The sequence below is a fragment of the Sphingomonas sp. AC411 genome (genome assembly GCF_979253035.1).
In genome coordinates this window covers 928,235-943,524 of sequence record NZ_CEEDAQ010000001.1, presented here as the reverse complement: position 1 = coordinate 943,524, position 15,290 = coordinate 928,235, and the positions used below count along the sequence as shown (strand labels likewise).

Sequence of the window (15,290 nt, the reverse complement as noted above, 5' to 3'; positions counted from 1 at the left end):
GGTGTCGCGCTTAATCACTTCGGCAATCTCCGTACCAGCGCGCTCGTATCCTGCCGAGCGCCACCCATAGCCTGCACATCCGCGTAGAACTGATCGACCAGCGCCGCGACCGGCAGCACCGCGCCGTTGCGCCGCGCCTCGTCGAGCGCCAGCCCGAGATCCTTGCGCATCCAGTCGACCGCGAATCCGAAATCGAACTCGTCCTTCGCGATCGTCGGCCAGCGGTTGACCATCTGCCAGCTCTGCGCCGCACCACCCGAGATCGCCTCGAACACCTTGTCGAGATCGAGTCCGGCGTTTTGCGCGAACCGGATCGACTCGGCGACGCCCTGGATCACCCCGGCGATCGCGATCTGGTTGCACATCTTGGTGGTCTGGCCCGCGCCCGCCTCGCCGACATGGACCACACGCAAAGCATAGGCCTGCATGAACGGTTCGGCCTTCGCCATCGCCTCGGCCGAGCCGCCGCACATGATCGAGAGCTTGCCGTTCTCCGCGCCAGCCTGCCCGCCCGACACCGGCGCGTCGACCACGAGCGCCCGCTCGCCCGCCAGTCGCCGCGCGATCAAGGCGGAGACGGTGGTGTGATCGACGAACACCGCTTCGTCGCGCATCGCCGCGAACGCACCGTCCTCGCCTAACGTGACTAAGGCAAGATCGTCGTCATTGCCGACGCACGCGAATACCGCATCGGCATTCTTCGCCGCGGCGGCGGGCGTTTCCGCCACCGAGCCGCCATATTTATCGGCCCATGCCAACGCCTTGGCCTGAGTCCGATTATAGACGGTGACGTCGTGCCCTGCCGCGACGAGATGCCCCGCCATCGGCGCGCCCATGACGCCGGTTCCGATGAATGCCAGTTTTGCCATAGCCTCCGCGCATAAGCGGTGTTTCCCACGCGCGCCAGATGGTCTAGCGGGTCGGACATGGCTACCCAAGCTGCCGTAGCGGCACCCACCCTCCCCGTCTCGATCGACGACGTCCGCGTCGCGCACGACCGGATCCGCGACTCGATCGTCCGCACGCCGACGCTGATCAGCAAGACGCTGAGCAAGATGACCGGCGCGACGGTGTATCTTAAGTTCGAGAACCTGCAGTTCACCGCGGCGTACAAGGAGCGCGGCGCGCTCAACACGCTGTTGCAGCTGTCGGCCGAAGCGCGCGCCAAGGGCGTCATCGCGGCCTCGGCCGGCAATCACGCGCAGGGCCTCGCCTATCACGCCAACCGCTTGGGCATCCCGACGACCATCGTGATGCCGACCAACACGCCGACCGTGAAGGTCATGCAGACCGAAGGGCACGGCGCCAACGTCGTCCTCCACGGCGAGACGTTCGACGCGGCCTATGCGCACGCCCGCATCCTCGAAGGCGAGTGCGGCTTCACCTTCGTCCACCCGTTCGACGACCCCCGCGTCATTGCAGGGCAAGGCACCGTCGCGATCGAGATGCTGGAGGACGTGCCGCAACTGGACACGCTGGTTATCCCGATCGGCGGCGGCGGGCTGATCTCGGGCATGTCGACAGTCGCGCGGGCTTTGAGCGAAGCGCCCGGTGGTCACCCGATCGAGGTTGTCGGCGTGCAGGCCGAGCTGTTCCCGTCGATGTACAACCGCATCAACGGCACCGACATGGCGTGTGCGGGCGATACGCTGGCCGAGGGCATCGCGGTCAAGGAGCCGGGCGCGATCACCGCGAAGATCGTCGCCGAGCTGGTCGACGACATCGTGCTGGTCAGCGAGCGCAGCCTCGAGGAATCGGTCAGCCTGCTGCTCCAGATCGAGAAGACCGTGGTCGAGGGCGCGGGTGCGGCCGGGCTCGCGGCGCTGTTGTCGCATCCCGAGCGGTTCGCGGGGAAGACCGTCGGCATCGTGCTGTGTGGCGGTAACATCGATACGCGGCTGCTCGCCAACGTGCTGTTGCGCGATCTGGCGCGGTCTGGTCGTCTCGCGCGGCTGCGGATCCGGTTGCAGGACAAGCCCGGTGCGCTGTTCCACGTCGCGCGGATCTTCGACCAGGAACGCGTCAACATCATCGAGATCTATCACCAGCGCGTCTTCACGACGCTGCCGGCGAAGGGCCTCATCACCGATATCGAATGCGAACTCCGCGACCGCGCGCATCTCGACCGGCTGGTGGGGGCGTTGCGCGCCGGCGGGTACGAGACGTCGACCGTCGAACTCGCCTGACCTATCCGCGATTATTGCGGTAGCGCCGTAATTTACGGCGTTAACGCTCTATCGTGGTAAACCCGCTTTTCAGTAGCGTGCGTTACGACCATATGTCGAAACCGCGGCTCCCCCGCCTGCCTGAAGGACATTTGGTTCGGTGACTGCGCCTTTTCGTTTTCCGCGCTTCTTCGTCACGAGCCCGTCCCCGTGCCCGTATCTGCCGGGCCGGCAGGAGCGCAAGGTGTTCACCGAACTGACCGGGCCGCATGCCGGCGAGCTGAACGACGCGCTCGGGCGGATCGGCTTTCGTCGCAGCCAGGGCGTGGCGTATCGCCCGTCCTGCGCGGCCTGTACCGCGTGCGTGTCGGTCCGGATCGTCGCGGGCGATTTCGTGCCCAACGCGACGCAACGCAAGTTGCTGCGGCGGCACGGTGATATCGAGATCACGGCGTGCAAGGCCTGGGCGACCGACGAGCAGTTCCAGTTGCTCCGCCGCTATCTCGGCACGCGCCATCCGGGCGGCGGCATGGCGGGCATGGACGAGGACGACTATGCCGACATGATCGAGCATTCGCCGGTCAATTCGCTGATCGTCGAATATCGCGAACCTTCGGTCGATGGTGTGCAGGGAAGGCTGATCGGCGCGTGCCTGACCGACCGGCAGGCGGACGGGCTGTCGATGGTCTACAGCTTCTTCGCCGCCGACGATGCGAACCGGCCGGGGCTGGGCAACTTCATCATCCTCGACCACATCCTCCGCGCGCGCGATGCGGGGCTGCCGTTCGTGTATCTCGGCTATTGGGTGAAGGGCTCACCGCGGATGGAATACAAGACGCGGTACCGGCCGCTGGAGGTCTTGGGGCCGGCGGGCTGGCGGCGGCTGACTGAGGCCGATCTGGTGACGCAGCCGGAACGGGTTGCGGCGCTGGTTTGAAGCAGTTTGCTAGCCCGAGTGTTGATCCGTTGCACTCTACTTCTTGTTCTCCCGCGAAGGCGGAAGCCCAGTCTGGGTCCCCGCCTTCGCGGGGAAACAATGTTTTGAGTCGCGCACACGATCCCAAACGCTACCGAGCCTGACTGCAATCAGTCCTCGCGCTGAACGACCACGTCGACGTCGAGCTCCTCGCCACCCTCACCCAGCCGCGAGCCAGCAACCGGTGCCGCCCCGGCCGCATCGAGCGCCATCGCAACCCGCACGTAATGCTCCTCGGGCGACATCCCCGTGCACGGATCGAACCCGACCCAGCCAAGCCCGTCGACATGCGCCTCCGCCCAGCCATGCGGGGTAGGGAAATGCACCACCTCGAAATCAGTGTGATGATAGCCCGACACATAGCGTGCCGGCGCCCCCAGCGACCGCGCGGCGACCGCGAACATCTGCGCCATGTCGCGCGGCGTGGCGCTGTCCTTGCGGAACGCGGCACCCGCGGTGAGACCCGGCTCGGGGCGGCCGGCATCGAACACGAACTGCTGGTGCAAAGCCCGATTGAGCCGGTGCAGCGCGCCGATCCGGTCGCGCGCGCCGACCACGGCATCCGCGGCGAACTCTGCGATCGTGGCATCATGCGCCGTAGCCTCGGTCGCACGCAGGAACAACGCAGGCGGCAACGTCTCGTGCACGCCGCGCAGCACGCCGTCCGAGTGGCTGGTCAGCACCTCGCCCTTGACGGTGATCTCGATCCCGTCGACCGGCCCCTCGGCATAGAGCATCGTCACCGCGTTGCCGAAACCGTCGCGTCCCGGCCGCAACCGCGCGTCGCAATCGACGTCGATCCGCCATGACGCCACGGTCTGGTCATGCGTGTTCTCAGGGGTCAGCCGAAGCATCTGGACGAGCCGGCCCTGCGGCTGGGTGAAGCGGTAGATCGTGTGATGATCGATCGACAACCGCATTATGGAACTTGAACTGGCGGCCGATCGCGCCGTGGAGCAGCGCATTCTCGGCGATGAAGGCTTGTAGAAACTGGTGCAGTCCCGAGGCGATGACCTCGCCCGATCGCGTCTTGGCCATGCGTGATGCGCGCATTCGTGCCATCCTGTCCGCCTCCCCGTGATTGCCCGTGCGTTTCGCCAGCAAATTGAGCACGTCGACCGTCTCCTCGACCGACGCCGCCAGGCTGCGCGGCAATTCCGCACGCGCAAGCAGCAGGTCGATCACGTCGGCAGGGCGCAGCCCGTCATTGTAGAGCCAACGATAGGCGGTCACCGCGGACACGGTCTGGAGGATCGTCGTCCACTGGTCGCGATCGATCGCCCCGCCGAGCCGTTCGCCCTCGGGCAACAGGATATGGTATTTGACGTCGAGCAGTCGCGCGGTGTTGTCCGCGCGCTCGACCGCCTGGCCGAGCCGGATGAACCACGTCGTCTGGTTGCGCAGCATCCGGTGCACCGCGCCCTCGAACCCGCGCGTCTCGGTCTTCACCGCCTCGACCAGGTTCAGCTGGTCGGTCGTGCTGCGCGGCGTCGTCCGGTTCTCGAACAGCAGCCACGCGCGATTGATCGCGGTCCAGGCCTCGCGGGTCAGCGCGGTGCGGACTGCCTTCGCGTTGTTGCGCGCCATGTCGACGCAGCGGACGATCGAGCCGGGATGACTCGAATCGAGCGTCAGGAAGCGCACGACTTCGGTCTGGCTGAGATTGCCGCCGAGCGTCGCGAACGGCTCCTCGGTCTCCGTGACGGCGAGCGCGGAGGCCCAGGCCGCCTCGCCCGCAGGCTGAGACGACAGGACGTCTAGACGCACCGTGGCCTCGACCAGTCTTGCAATGAAGTCGGCACGTTCGAAATAGCGGCCGAGCCAGTAGAGCGACGATGCGGTACGCGAGAGCATCAGCTATTCGCTCCCGGCGACGGCAGGATCGTGCCGAGCGTCTGCGACATGCCGCCCATCGTCTGCGTCATCCCGCCCGCTCCCATCCGCTGCGACTGATCCTTCATCAGGACGAAACTGTCCTTGGTCCCGCCGCCCTGGCTGGAGTTCACTACCAGCGAGCCTTCCTTCAGCGCGACGCGGGTAAGACCGCCAGGGACCACCTGCACGCCCTTCGACCCGCTCAGCACGAAGGGACGGAAATCGACGTGGCGTGGGGACAGGCCGCCATCGGCCATCGTCGGGACGGTCGACAGCGCCAGCGTCGGCTGCGCGATGTAGCGATGCGGCTCGGCAATCAGCGCGGCACGGAAATCCTCGATCTCCTGCTTCGAAGCGGTCGGCCCGACCAGCATGCCGTAGCCGCCCGAGCCGTCGACCAGCTTCACGACGACGTCCTCGAGATTGTCGAGCACGTACTTCAGCGCCTGCGGTTCGCGGCAGCGCCAAGTCTCGACGTTGCGCAGCTTGCACTCGCCGCCAGAGTAGAATTTCACAATGTCGGGCATGTAGCTGTAGATCGCCTTGTCGTCGGCGATGCCGTTGCCCGGCGCATTCATGATCGCGACGTTACCTGCCGCATAGGCTGCGATCAGCCCCGGCACACCGAGTGCGGAGTCAGGACGGAACACGAGCGGATCGAGATAATCGTCGTCGATCCGACGATAGATCACGTCGACCTTCACTCGCCCCGCGATCGTCCGCATCCAGACGATATCATCGTCGACCACCAGATCTGCGGCCTCGACGAGTTCGATTCCCATCGAGTCCGCGAGGAAGCTGTGCTCGTAATAGGCGGAATTATAGTGGCCGGGTGTCAGCAGCACGCAGGTCGGATTCGAACCCGTACCGTGCGGCGCGACCGATTTCATCGTCTCGAGCAGCAGGTCGGGATAGCTGTCGACCGCTGCGACGCGGAACTCGCGGAACAGCTCGGGGCAGAGCCGGAGCATCGCCTCGCGGTTCTCGAGCATGTAGCTGACGCCCGACGGCGTGCGAGCATTGTCTTCGAGGACGAAGAAGTCGTCGGGCCCGGTGCGGACCAGATCGATCCCACAGATATGCGCCCACACGCCGTGCGGCGGGCGGATGCCGGCGATTTCGGGGCGGAACTGCGCATTCCCGAGCACGAGGTCCTCGGGAAGGATGCCCTCCTTCAGGATGCGCCGCTCACCATAGATGTCGTTGAGGAATGCGTTGATCGCCTCGACGCGCTGGACGAGGCCTTCGGACAGGCGGGTCCATTCGTCGTGGAGGAATACGCGGGGCACGATGTCGAACGGGATGATCCGCTCGGCCGCTTCGTTCTCGCCGTACACCGCGAAGGTGATGCCGAGCTGGCGGAACGTGGTCTCGGCGGCTTCCTGCCGACGGCGCAGCTCGGCGTCGGGCGTCTCCTCGATCCAATGCCCGAGAGCCGCAAGTTCGGGACGAGCGGTCGTATCGCCCGGCGTCCCCATGATTTCGTCGAACGCCTGTTTCCCCATCGGAACGGTCAATTCCCCATCAAGCGTTACGGTTCCATGCTGCAACGCTTCGCTGCGCTGCACAAGTCAAGAATATGACTGATTGACCTGCTCCCTCCCTGGAAGGGAGGGGCTGGAGTGGGTTGGCTTGAGGCGGTTGCCACGCCAGCCAATGGGCCGACCCACTCTAACCCTCCCTTCCAGGGAGGGAATCCGCTTAGGCGCCCAGCCCTTCGAGCAAGCCCGGCGTCAGGACCTGCGGCAGCACGGTCGGCTCGGCGGCACCTGGCGCGTAGTACAGGTACAAAGGCACACCGGCACGGTTGTGGGCCTGGATGAAGCGGCCCATCACCGGATCGCCGTCGGTCCAGTCGCCGATCAGCGCGGCCACCTTATGCTTGGCGAACGCGTCGCGAACGCCCGCCGTGTCGATCGCGGCCTTCTCATTGACCTTGCACGTCAGGCACCAGTCGGCGGTGAAATACACGAACACCGGACGCTTTTCCGCCCGCAACGAGGCGAGCTTTGCTTCGGTGAATGGCTCGTCCCCAGCGGTCGCGACCTTGGCCGCCGCCGGCGGCGCGCGCGCGATCAGAACCGCGCTGCCGACGAACACCACGGCCAGCGCGACCTGTACCGCGACGCCGAACGACTTGCCCTTGCGCTGCCGGGTGCCACCGACCCAGAGCACTGCGCCGACAGCCAGCACCGCGACCAGCGCGAGCGTCAGCGTATCCACCCCGGTCTGGCGCCCCAGCACCCAGCCGAGCGCGATCGCGGTCAGGAACATCGGCACCGACAGGATGTGGCGAAACGTTTCCATCCACACGCCGGGCTTCGGCAACCACCGCCGCCACGCGGGCACGAACCCGATCGCGAGGAACGGCAGCGACAAGCCGATCCCGAGCCCGCCGAACACGGCAAGCGCCGCCGGCCACGGCAGCACCAGCGCCGCGCCGAGCGCCGCGCCCATGAACGGCCCGGTGCACGGCGTAGCGATGAACGCCGCGAGCGCACCGGTCGCGAACGCCCCGCTCGCGCCGCTCTCGCCGGCAAAGCGCGGCGTCGGCACCTCGAACAGCCCGGCAAGGTTGAACGCGATCGCCACGCTCAACAGCAACAGGACGACGATCGCCGCCGGATGCTGCAACTGGAACGCCCAGCCGACGGCCGAGCCGCCTGCACGAAGTGCCAGGATCGCCGCGCCGAGTCCGAGGCATACCAGCACGACGCCCGCGGTGTAGGCCAGGGCCTCCCCGCGCGCGTCCTTCTCGCTTGCACCGCCGCGCGCGAGGCTGAGCGCCTTCAGGCTGAGGATCGGGAAGACGCAGGGCATGATGTTAAGGATCAATCCGCCTAGCACCGCGCCCGCGAACGCGATCAGCGCGGTCAGCCAGATGCTTTCGCTGGTCTCCGTGCTCGAACTGCTGCCGACCACGGCGCCGGGAGTCGCCTTGACGCCCAGCCCCTGCCCGTCGCCGATCCGCAGCACGCCCTCGATCTGTCCGCCGGTCTTCGCGTTGGCCGCGACCTTCGTCTCGATCGTCAGCCGGTCGCCGTCGCGGGTCACTTTCTGCGCGGCGCCGTTCTCGATTACGCCGGTGGTGAGGGGGAAGAAATACGCCTTGTCCGCCTTCGCGCTCGCCGGGAACGGGACCGCGATCCGCATCGTCCCGTTGCTCGCCGCATAGGTCGCGCCGGCATCGAGCGGCTTCGGGATCGCCTGCCGCCAGCCGGCGAACGCCGCCGCCTGCGACGGCGCGCCGTCGCCGATCGTCAGGTCGAGCGACAGCGCCTTTTCCTCGGGCACGCAGATCGTCGCCGAGCACACAAGATAGCTCGTCTTCAAACGGATCGGGAATTTCGTCCCCGCCGCCAGCCCCGCCGGAACCTGGATCGTCACGAGCGGCGCATAGGGCGCTTCGTACACATAGTTCATCAGGCCCGCGATCAGCAGCGTCGTCGGCACCGGCCATTCGGGCTCGCCCGCCTTCGCGCCCGCGGGCAAGGTCCAGTCGAACGTCGCCGGAAAACCCGCGTCGCCGGGGTTGCGCCAATAGCCGTGCCAGCCGGTTTCGGGCGTCGTCGCCAGCGCGATCGTCAGCGGTGCGCCGGCCTTGGGGTGATCGCTCTCGGCGACCAGCTTCATCATCAGATGCTGGCTCGAGCCGTTGAGCGATTCCGCAAACGTGGGCGCACTTGCCAGCCCGCACACGGTCAGCAAGACCGTCATCAGGACGCAACGTAAACTGCGCATGGCCATCCTTGTGTCGTTCATCGCGCAAAGCCATAGCGGTGACCTTGTCGTATTGCACTTCAAAGCGACGGCCTCGTTCGAGGGACGTCGCTGGCTAAAGGACTGTTCGTGAAAGCACTTATCGCCGCCCTGCTCCTGACGACGGCCGCATCGGTATCCGCCCAGACTTCACCAGCGCCGACAGCCGCGTCGCCTGCCCCGACTCCGACGACTCCGCCGAAGCTCATCGTCGCGATCTCGGTCGACCAGTTCGCCGCCGACCTGTTCCAGCAATATCGCAACCATTACACCGGCGGTTTCACCCGGCTGCTTAACGGCGCGGTGTTTCCGAGCGGGTACCAGAGCCACGCGGCGACCGAGACGTGCCCCGGCCATTCGACGATCCTGACGGGCATGCGGCCCGCGCATACCGGGATCATCGCCAACAACTGGGTCGACCAGCGCGCGGGACGGCCCGACAAGATCGTCTATTGCTCGGAGGACGAGCGCGTCACAGGCAGCACGCACGACAGCTACACCGTGTCCGACATGCACCTGAAGGTGCCGACGCTCGGCGAGATGATGAAGGCGCGCGATCCGCGGACGCGCTCTGTGTCGGTCGCGGGGAAGGATCGCGCGGCGGTGATGATGGGCGGCCACAAGGTCGACGAGCTCTGGTGGTGGGACGGCAAGACCTATGTCTCCTATGCAGGGCGTGCTGTGCCGCCGGCGGTGCAGCGCACGCGCGACGCGGTCGCCGCGCTGATCGCCAAGCCGCAGGCGGCGCTGCCGCTGCCGGGCTATTGCGCAGGCGTGAACCATCCGATCGTGATCGCGGGCAAGACCTACGGTCAGGGACGCTTCGAACGCGAGGCGGGCGATGCGAAGGGCTTCCGCGTATCGCCTGCGTCCGACGCGGCGGTGTTCGCGATGGCTGCCGCGCTCGTCCAGGACATGAAACTCGGCAAGGGCCCGCAGACCGACATCATCGACATCGGCGCGTCGGCAACCGATTATATCGGGCATACCTACGGCACGCAGGGCTCCGAAATGTGCATCCAGATGGCACAGCTCGACAAGACGCTCGGCGATTTCTTCAACGTGATGGACGAGACCGGGGTGGATTACGAGGTCGTGCTGACCGCTGATCACGGCGCGCACGATGCGACCGAGCGCCAGCAGCAGCGCGCGATGCCGATGGAGGCGCACATGGACGAGAACGTGCTGGCCAAGCAGGTCGGCACCGCGATCGCCAAGGATATGGGGCTGTCGGGCAGCGTGCTGCTCGGGACCGAGGGCGACGTGTATATCGCCGACACGCTGCCGGAGAAGACCCGCGCGAAGGTGCTCGCCGAGGCGCTGCGCCGCTATCGCGCGCTGCCGCAGATCGCGGGGGCGTACTCCGCCGCCGAGATCATGGCGACGCCGATGGCGAAGACCCCACCCGAAAACTGGACGCTGATCGAGCGCGCGCGGGCGTCGTTCGATCCGGATCGGTCGGGGCAGTTGGTGGTACTGCTCAAGCCGCGCGTGACGACGATCGTGTCGCCGGCGGGCGGCTATGTCGAGACGCACGGCTCGCCGTGGGATTACGACCGCCGCGTGCCGATCCTGTTCTGGCGCAAGGGGATGAGCGGGTTCGAGCAGCCGCTGTCGGTCGAGACGGTCGACATCGTGCCGACTCTGGCGGCGACGATCGGGTTGCCAGTGAACGGGCTGGACGGACGGTGCCTCGATCTCGATCCGGGGGCTGCGAGCACCTGCCCGAATTGAGGCAGGTCTCGCTCGCGTAGTATGTTCTCCCGCGAAGGCGGGAGTCCAGTCTGGGCTCCGCCTTCGCGGGAGAACAATCTCTTGCTCGAGCATAACGCCTTCCCCTTCGCCCGTCATCCTGCCCCCTCCTGAGTGGCTGTAGATCCTGACTTTCGTCAGGATGGCGTGGTGGTATCAGACAGTTCCGTCACCGCGTCTCGAACGCCCGCAGCCCGGCCCCCAGCCGGTTCGCGCCGATCGCCAGCTTGTCGCGGCTATAATTGGCTACGAATGCAGGGCTGGTCGTGTCCCCGGCGACAGCCGCGCATCGTTCGCCTCGATCCGCAACCCGGTAGAGCGATACGTCTTCGCCTCCGCGGCGACGACGATCAGCCCGCTGTGATTCTCCTTGTGCGTGCCCTGCACGAACGTGTTGCGCGCGATCAGGCCGGTGCCGCCATCGGACAGGTCGATCATGTAGTTGGTCTTGCGCCCGCCCGTATCGTCGAAGCTGTTGTCGGTGATCGTCACCGTCGGGCTGCGCAGCTTGACGTAATGCCCGCCGGTGCCGCGCTCGAACCGCGAATTGGTCACCGTCACGCTGCCGTCGTTGGCGAGGTAGATCGCGTGCGAGCAGCCCGGCGACACGTCGCACTGGCCCAGCCCGGAAAAGGTCGAGCGATCGATCGTGATCCGCTTGGTCGTGGGCCCACCGCCCAATATGCCTTCCTGGCTGTTGAGGAACATCGAGTTCGTTACCGCGAGGTTGCCCATCTCGATCCGGATACCCGCACCATTGCCGTCGCCCACGCTGTAGCCACGGAAGACGATGCCATCGACTGCCGAGCCCAGCCCACGCAGGACGAACGCCGCCTTGCCCTCGCACGCGACGCTCTCGAAGATCGCGGTGCCCGGCTGCACCGCCTTGAAGGTGATGTGCCCGCCAGCCTGCACTGCGCACTGCCGATACGTACCCGGCGCGATCAGGATCGTCGCCGTCCCTTGCTGGATCGACGACACCGCGTCCTGGAGCGAGCCGAACCCGCGACCGTTGACGGTGAACGGCGCGTTGGTCTGTGCCAGCGACGGTACGGACAGCAGCGTCAGCGCAAGCAACGATCGTTTCATGGTAAATCCCCTCGCGGTCCCGGTGCGTGCGCGCCGCGGGCCTAGTGCTGCTCGCGAATACCATCGCTGCCCAGCGCACCCAACGGTCCCCGGCGCCCTACCTGTCCCGGAATGGCGCAAGGGTGGAGGGTCAGTCACGGCACGCCCCGGAGACACAGCCGCGTATTGCCGCGGCTCTCCGCGCAGCATAATACCGCTACCGTAACGAAGCCGGCGGGGGAACCGACCGGACGCGGGGGATCACATGCACGCCATGACGCCGACGGAGGTCTTCCTCCTTGCGATGCTCATCATCTTCACCGTGCCGTATCTGGTGTGGCGGCTCGGGCGGACCGATTACTGGGCGCCGCTGGTGGTGGTGCAGATCATCGGTGGCATCCTGCTCGGGCCGGGCGTGCTCGGCGCGGCGTATCCCGATTATTATGCGACGATCTTCACCCCCGCGACGATGGGCTCGCTCAACGGCATCGCATGGTGGGCGGTGATGATGTTCGTCTGGGTCGCGGGGATCGAACTCGATCTCGGCGAGGCGTGGAAGCGGCGCGCCGAGACCGGCGTCACCGCAGGGCTCGCGCTCGCGGTGCCATTGATGACCGGCAGCATCGCTGCGACGCTGATGCTGCAATACCTCGGCTGGCGCGGACCGGACGGCGCGATGTGGCAGGTGGTGCTCGGCATCGGCATGGCCTGCGCGGTCACCGCCCTCCCCATCCTTGTGCTGTTCCTCGAAAAGCTCGACGTGCTGCGCCAGCCGATCGGCCAGCGCATCCTGCGCTACGCCAGCCTCGACGACATCGCGATCTGGGGCGTGCTCGCGCTGATCTTGCTCGATTGGGAGCGCGTCGGACGGCAGGGTGGCTTCCTGGTCGGGTTCGCCGTGGCGACGTTGATCGTGCGGAAACTGATGGGGATGATCGAGGAGCGCGACCGCTGGTATGTCAGCCTGATCTGGCTTGCGGGCTGCGGATTCGCGGCGGACTGGGCGGGGCTGCACTTCATGGTCGGCGCGTTCCTGTCCGGCGCGGTGCTTGATCTCGAAATGGTTCACGACCGCGAAGATGGACCAGTTCCGTCACTTCGTGCTGCTCGCGGTGATGCCGGTGTTCTTCCTGTCGACGGGGTTGAAGACGCAGTGGGCGGTCGGTGGCTTTGCGGTGTTCGGCGCGGCGGCGCTGCTGTTGGTCGCCTCGGTCGGCGGCAAGCTGGCGGGGGTGCACGCCGCCGGGCGGATCCTGAAATGGCGGCCCGGCGAGGCGTCGGCGATCGGCTGGCTGCTTCAGACCAAGGCGCTGATCATGATCATCTTCGTCAACATCCTCCTCGATAAGAAGATCATCACCAACGAGACGTTCACCGCGCTGCTGCTGATGGCGCTGGCGAGCACGATGCTGACCGTGCCGATGGTTGCGCCGAAGTTGAAGAAGCTGGCGGGGCTGGTTGGGAAGAGCGGCTGACGCTGCCCGGCGGTACATCTTCTTCGCCCCTCCCTGGAAGGGAGGGGTTGGGGTGGGTCGGCCAGCTCATGCCGCCGACGTTTCACGATGCGGAAGCCGCCCCCGGCCCCTCCCTTCCAGGGAGGGAAGCACTGCGACTCAAGCTCCCGCGTTGAGCAGGTCGTGGCGCTTCAGCGCGTGGCGGAGTTGGTCGTAGCTCAGGCCCAGCGCCTCGGCGGTGGCGCGCTGGTTGAAGCGGTGTTCGGACAGCGCGCGGGACAGCAGGTCGCGTTCGAAGCGGGATACGCGGGACTTGAAGTCCGATGGGCCTTCCTCGCAGGCGACGACCGGGTCTTCGCTATCCTCCGCTTCGGCCGGTTGCGGGGTTACGGCCGCGGGCTTCGGCGCGGTCGAAGCCCCAGGCCGATGCGGCGACTGGAACGGGTCGATCTCGATCGCATCGATCGGCCCGGCCTGTTCCCAGCGATACACCGCGCGCTCGACGACGTTGCGCAACTCACGGACGTTCCCGGGCCAGCGGTATGCGGTCAGCGCGTCCATCGCCACGGGGCCAAAGCCCTCCCAGCGCTCACGGCCCAGTTCGGACGCCATCCGCCGCCCGAAATGCTCCGCAAGCACCACCACGTCGCCGGTCCGCGCGCGTAAAGGGGGCAATGTGACGACCTCGAACGACAACCGGTCGAGCAGATCGGCGCGGAACTCGTGCCGATCCACCTTGTCGGGAAGATGCTCGTTGGTCGCGGCCACGATCCGCACGTCGACGCGCATTGGCCGCGACGACCCGATCCTGGTAATCTCGCCATATTCGACCGCACGGAGCAGGCGGTCCTGCGCCGCCATGGACAGCGTCCCCAGTTCGTCGAGGAACAAGGTCCCCCATCGGCCTCCTCGAACCGCCCTACCCGCGCCTTGGTCGCACCGGTGAACGCGCCCGCCTCATGCCCGAACAATTCCGCCTCGATCAGCGTCTCGGGCAGCGCCGCGCAGTTCATGATGACGAGCGGCTGGTCCCACCGCGGCGACAGGCGATGCAGGCGCTCGGCGACCAGCTCCTTGCCCGTACCACGTTCGCCGATCACCAGCACAGGTCGGTCAAAGCCGCCGCGCGCGACGCGCGCTCCAGCGCTGCCATGAACGTGCCGGATTCGCCGATGACCTGTGTGGTTCGCTCCATGGCGAAGATGTGGCGCGAATTCCCAACTCTTGGCAAGCTTGCGGGCGGCGCTCAACACGGAAAATCGCGCAAACCCCTGCAATTCGGCCATTTTCAAAACTGGCACGACAGATGCAATGCTTGAGGCAACCCGCTGAATAGCGGAACCAACCAACCTCAAGGGGACCCACCATGTTCAATACCAACATCGCCCGCACCGTCGCCGCCACCCTCTGCACCATCGTCGTCAGCGCAACCTGCGTCCTCGGCGCAGTCGGCCCAGCGATCGCAACCAACGCAACGCCCATCGCGGTCCATACCGCAATCGTGGCATAAGACCCCGACGGCTCCCCGAGAGCCTCGGGCCGACCCCTGGAGTAGGATTTACATGGGCATCTTTTCCCGCACCCGCGACATCGTCGCCGCCAACTTCGCCGATCTCATCGAGAAGGCCGAAGATCCGTCGAAGATGATCCGCATGATCATCCTCGAGATGGAGGAGACGCTGGTCGAGGTTCGCGCCTCCGCCGCGCGCACCATCGCCGACCAGAAGGAGATGCGCCGCCATATCTCGAAGCTGGAGCAGCTTCAGGACAATTGGACCGAGAAGGCCGAACTGGCGCTGAGCAAGGACCGCGAGGACCTCGCCAAGGCTGCCTTGGTCGAGCGTCAGAAGGCGTTCGACATGGCCGAGCAGTTGAAGGCCGAGGTCGGCGTGCTCGACGATGCGCTCCGTGCGTCGGAAGAGGACATCGCCAAACTCCAGACCAAGCTCCGCGAGGCGCGCACCAAGCAGAACGCGGTGCAGACCCGGCTCGAGAGCGCGAACAACCGGACGCGACTTCGGGAAATGTACAACGGCCCGAAGACGCACGAGGCGTTCAGCCGCTTCGAGATCCTCGATCGCCGCGTCGACGAGGCCGAGGGCCGCGCGGACGCGATGGGGCTCGGCGTCGTTAAGACGCTCGAAGAGGAAATCGCCGAACTGCGCAGCGACGACAAGGTCAACGCCCAGCTCGCCGCGCTCAAGGCGCGCATGAAGAAGGACGATTGAGATGGATGACCTG

10 protein-coding genes and 3 pseudogenes are annotated in these 15,290 nt (G+C 66.4%); 6 read left to right on the top strand and 7 right to left on the bottom strand.

Annotation, left to right across the window (positions count from 1 at the left end):
- Window positions 1-14: 14 nt before the first annotated feature.
- Window positions 15-869 carry an NAD(P)-dependent oxidoreductase gene (locus AC0IX7_RS04935; protein ID WP_471810742.1) on the bottom strand — a complete coding sequence of 285 codons (855 nt, stop codon included), beginning with the start codon at window positions 867-869 and terminating at the stop codon, window positions 15-17.
- Window positions 870-926: 57 nt separating this feature from the next.
- On the opposite strand from AC0IX7_RS04935, the gene AC0IX7_RS04930 reads away from it, so the two are divergent.
- Both AC0IX7_RS04930 and AC0IX7_RS04925 read left to right on the top strand, forming a co-directional pair.
- Window positions 927-2,186 (top strand): threonine ammonia-lyase, encoded by a 1,260-nt coding sequence (locus AC0IX7_RS04930; RefSeq protein ID WP_187502354.1) that lies wholly within the window; start codon window positions 927-929, stop codon window positions 2,184-2,186.
- 139 nt (window positions 2,187-2,325) lie between these two features.
- On the top strand, window positions 2,326-3,102 hold the full coding sequence (locus AC0IX7_RS04925) for an arginyltransferase (RefSeq protein ID WP_471810741.1): 777 nt from the start codon (window positions 2,326-2,328) through the stop codon (window positions 3,100-3,102).
- Between the two features lie 149 nt (window positions 3,103-3,251).
- On the opposite strand, the gene AC0IX7_RS04920 is transcribed toward AC0IX7_RS04925, so the two are convergent.
- From AC0IX7_RS04920 to AC0IX7_RS04905, 4 genes are all read right to left on the bottom strand, one after another.
- Window positions 3,252-4,061, bottom strand: coding sequence for a transglutaminase family protein (locus AC0IX7_RS04920; protein ID WP_471810740.1), 810 nt, complete (start codon window positions 4,059-4,061; stop codon window positions 3,252-3,254).
- Entirely contained in the window at window positions 3,976-4,995 is a 1,020-nt protein-coding gene (locus AC0IX7_RS04915) for an alpha-E domain-containing protein (protein ID WP_471810739.1), read from the bottom strand. The genes AC0IX7_RS04920 and AC0IX7_RS04915 overlap by 86 nt, the downstream gene beginning before the upstream one ends.
- Window positions 4,995-6,521: a circularly permuted type 2 ATP-grasp protein gene (locus tag AC0IX7_RS04910; RefSeq protein ID WP_187502436.1), complete on the bottom strand. Its 1,527-nt coding sequence runs from the start codon at window positions 6,519-6,521 to the stop codon at window positions 4,995-4,997. The genes AC0IX7_RS04915 and AC0IX7_RS04910 overlap by 1 nt, the downstream gene beginning before the upstream one ends.
- A 196-nt stretch (window positions 6,522-6,717) precedes the next feature.
- On the bottom strand, window positions 6,718-8,757 hold the full coding sequence (locus tag AC0IX7_RS04905) for a protein-disulfide reductase DsbD family protein (protein WP_471810738.1): 2,040 nt from the start codon (window positions 8,755-8,757) through the stop codon (window positions 6,718-6,720).
- A 108-nt stretch (window positions 8,758-8,865) separates the two neighbouring features.
- Here AC0IX7_RS04905 and AC0IX7_RS04900 point away from each other — a divergent pair, with 108 nt between their 5' ends.
- Complete coding sequence (locus AC0IX7_RS04900) at window positions 8,866-10,509, top strand: alkaline phosphatase family protein (protein ID WP_471810737.1); 1,644 nt, start codon at window positions 8,866-8,868, stop codon at window positions 10,507-10,509.
- 187 nt (window positions 10,510-10,696) lie between these two features.
- Here the strand turns inward: AC0IX7_RS04900 and AC0IX7_RS04895 are convergent.
- Window positions 10,697-11,616 (bottom strand): annotated as a pseudogene (locus tag AC0IX7_RS04895) (right-handed parallel beta-helix repeat-containing protein).
- 244 nt (window positions 11,617-11,860) lie between these two features.
- Here AC0IX7_RS04895 and AC0IX7_RS04890 point away from each other — a divergent pair.
- A pseudogene (locus tag AC0IX7_RS04890) lies at window positions 11,861-13,070 on the top strand (cation:proton antiporter).
- A 138-nt stretch (window positions 13,071-13,208) separates the two neighbouring features.
- Here the strand turns inward: AC0IX7_RS04890 and pspF are convergent.
- Window positions 13,209-14,244 (bottom strand): annotated as a pseudogene (gene pspF / locus AC0IX7_RS04885) (phage shock protein operon transcriptional activator).
- Between the two features lie 171 nt (window positions 14,245-14,415).
- On the opposite strand from pspF, the gene AC0IX7_RS04880 reads away from it, so the two are divergent.
- Complete coding sequence (locus AC0IX7_RS04880; RefSeq protein WP_181321087.1) at window positions 14,416-14,559, top strand: hypothetical protein; 144 nt, start codon at window positions 14,416-14,418, stop codon at window positions 14,557-14,559.
- Window positions 14,560-14,611: 52 nt separating this feature from the next.
- The gene (pspA, locus tag AC0IX7_RS04875) at window positions 14,612-15,277 is read left to right on the top strand and encodes a phage shock protein PspA (protein ID WP_187502363.1); all 666 of its coding nucleotides are present in this window, start codon (window positions 14,612-14,614) and stop codon (window positions 15,275-15,277) included.
- Window positions 15,278-15,290: the final 13 nt, after the last annotated feature.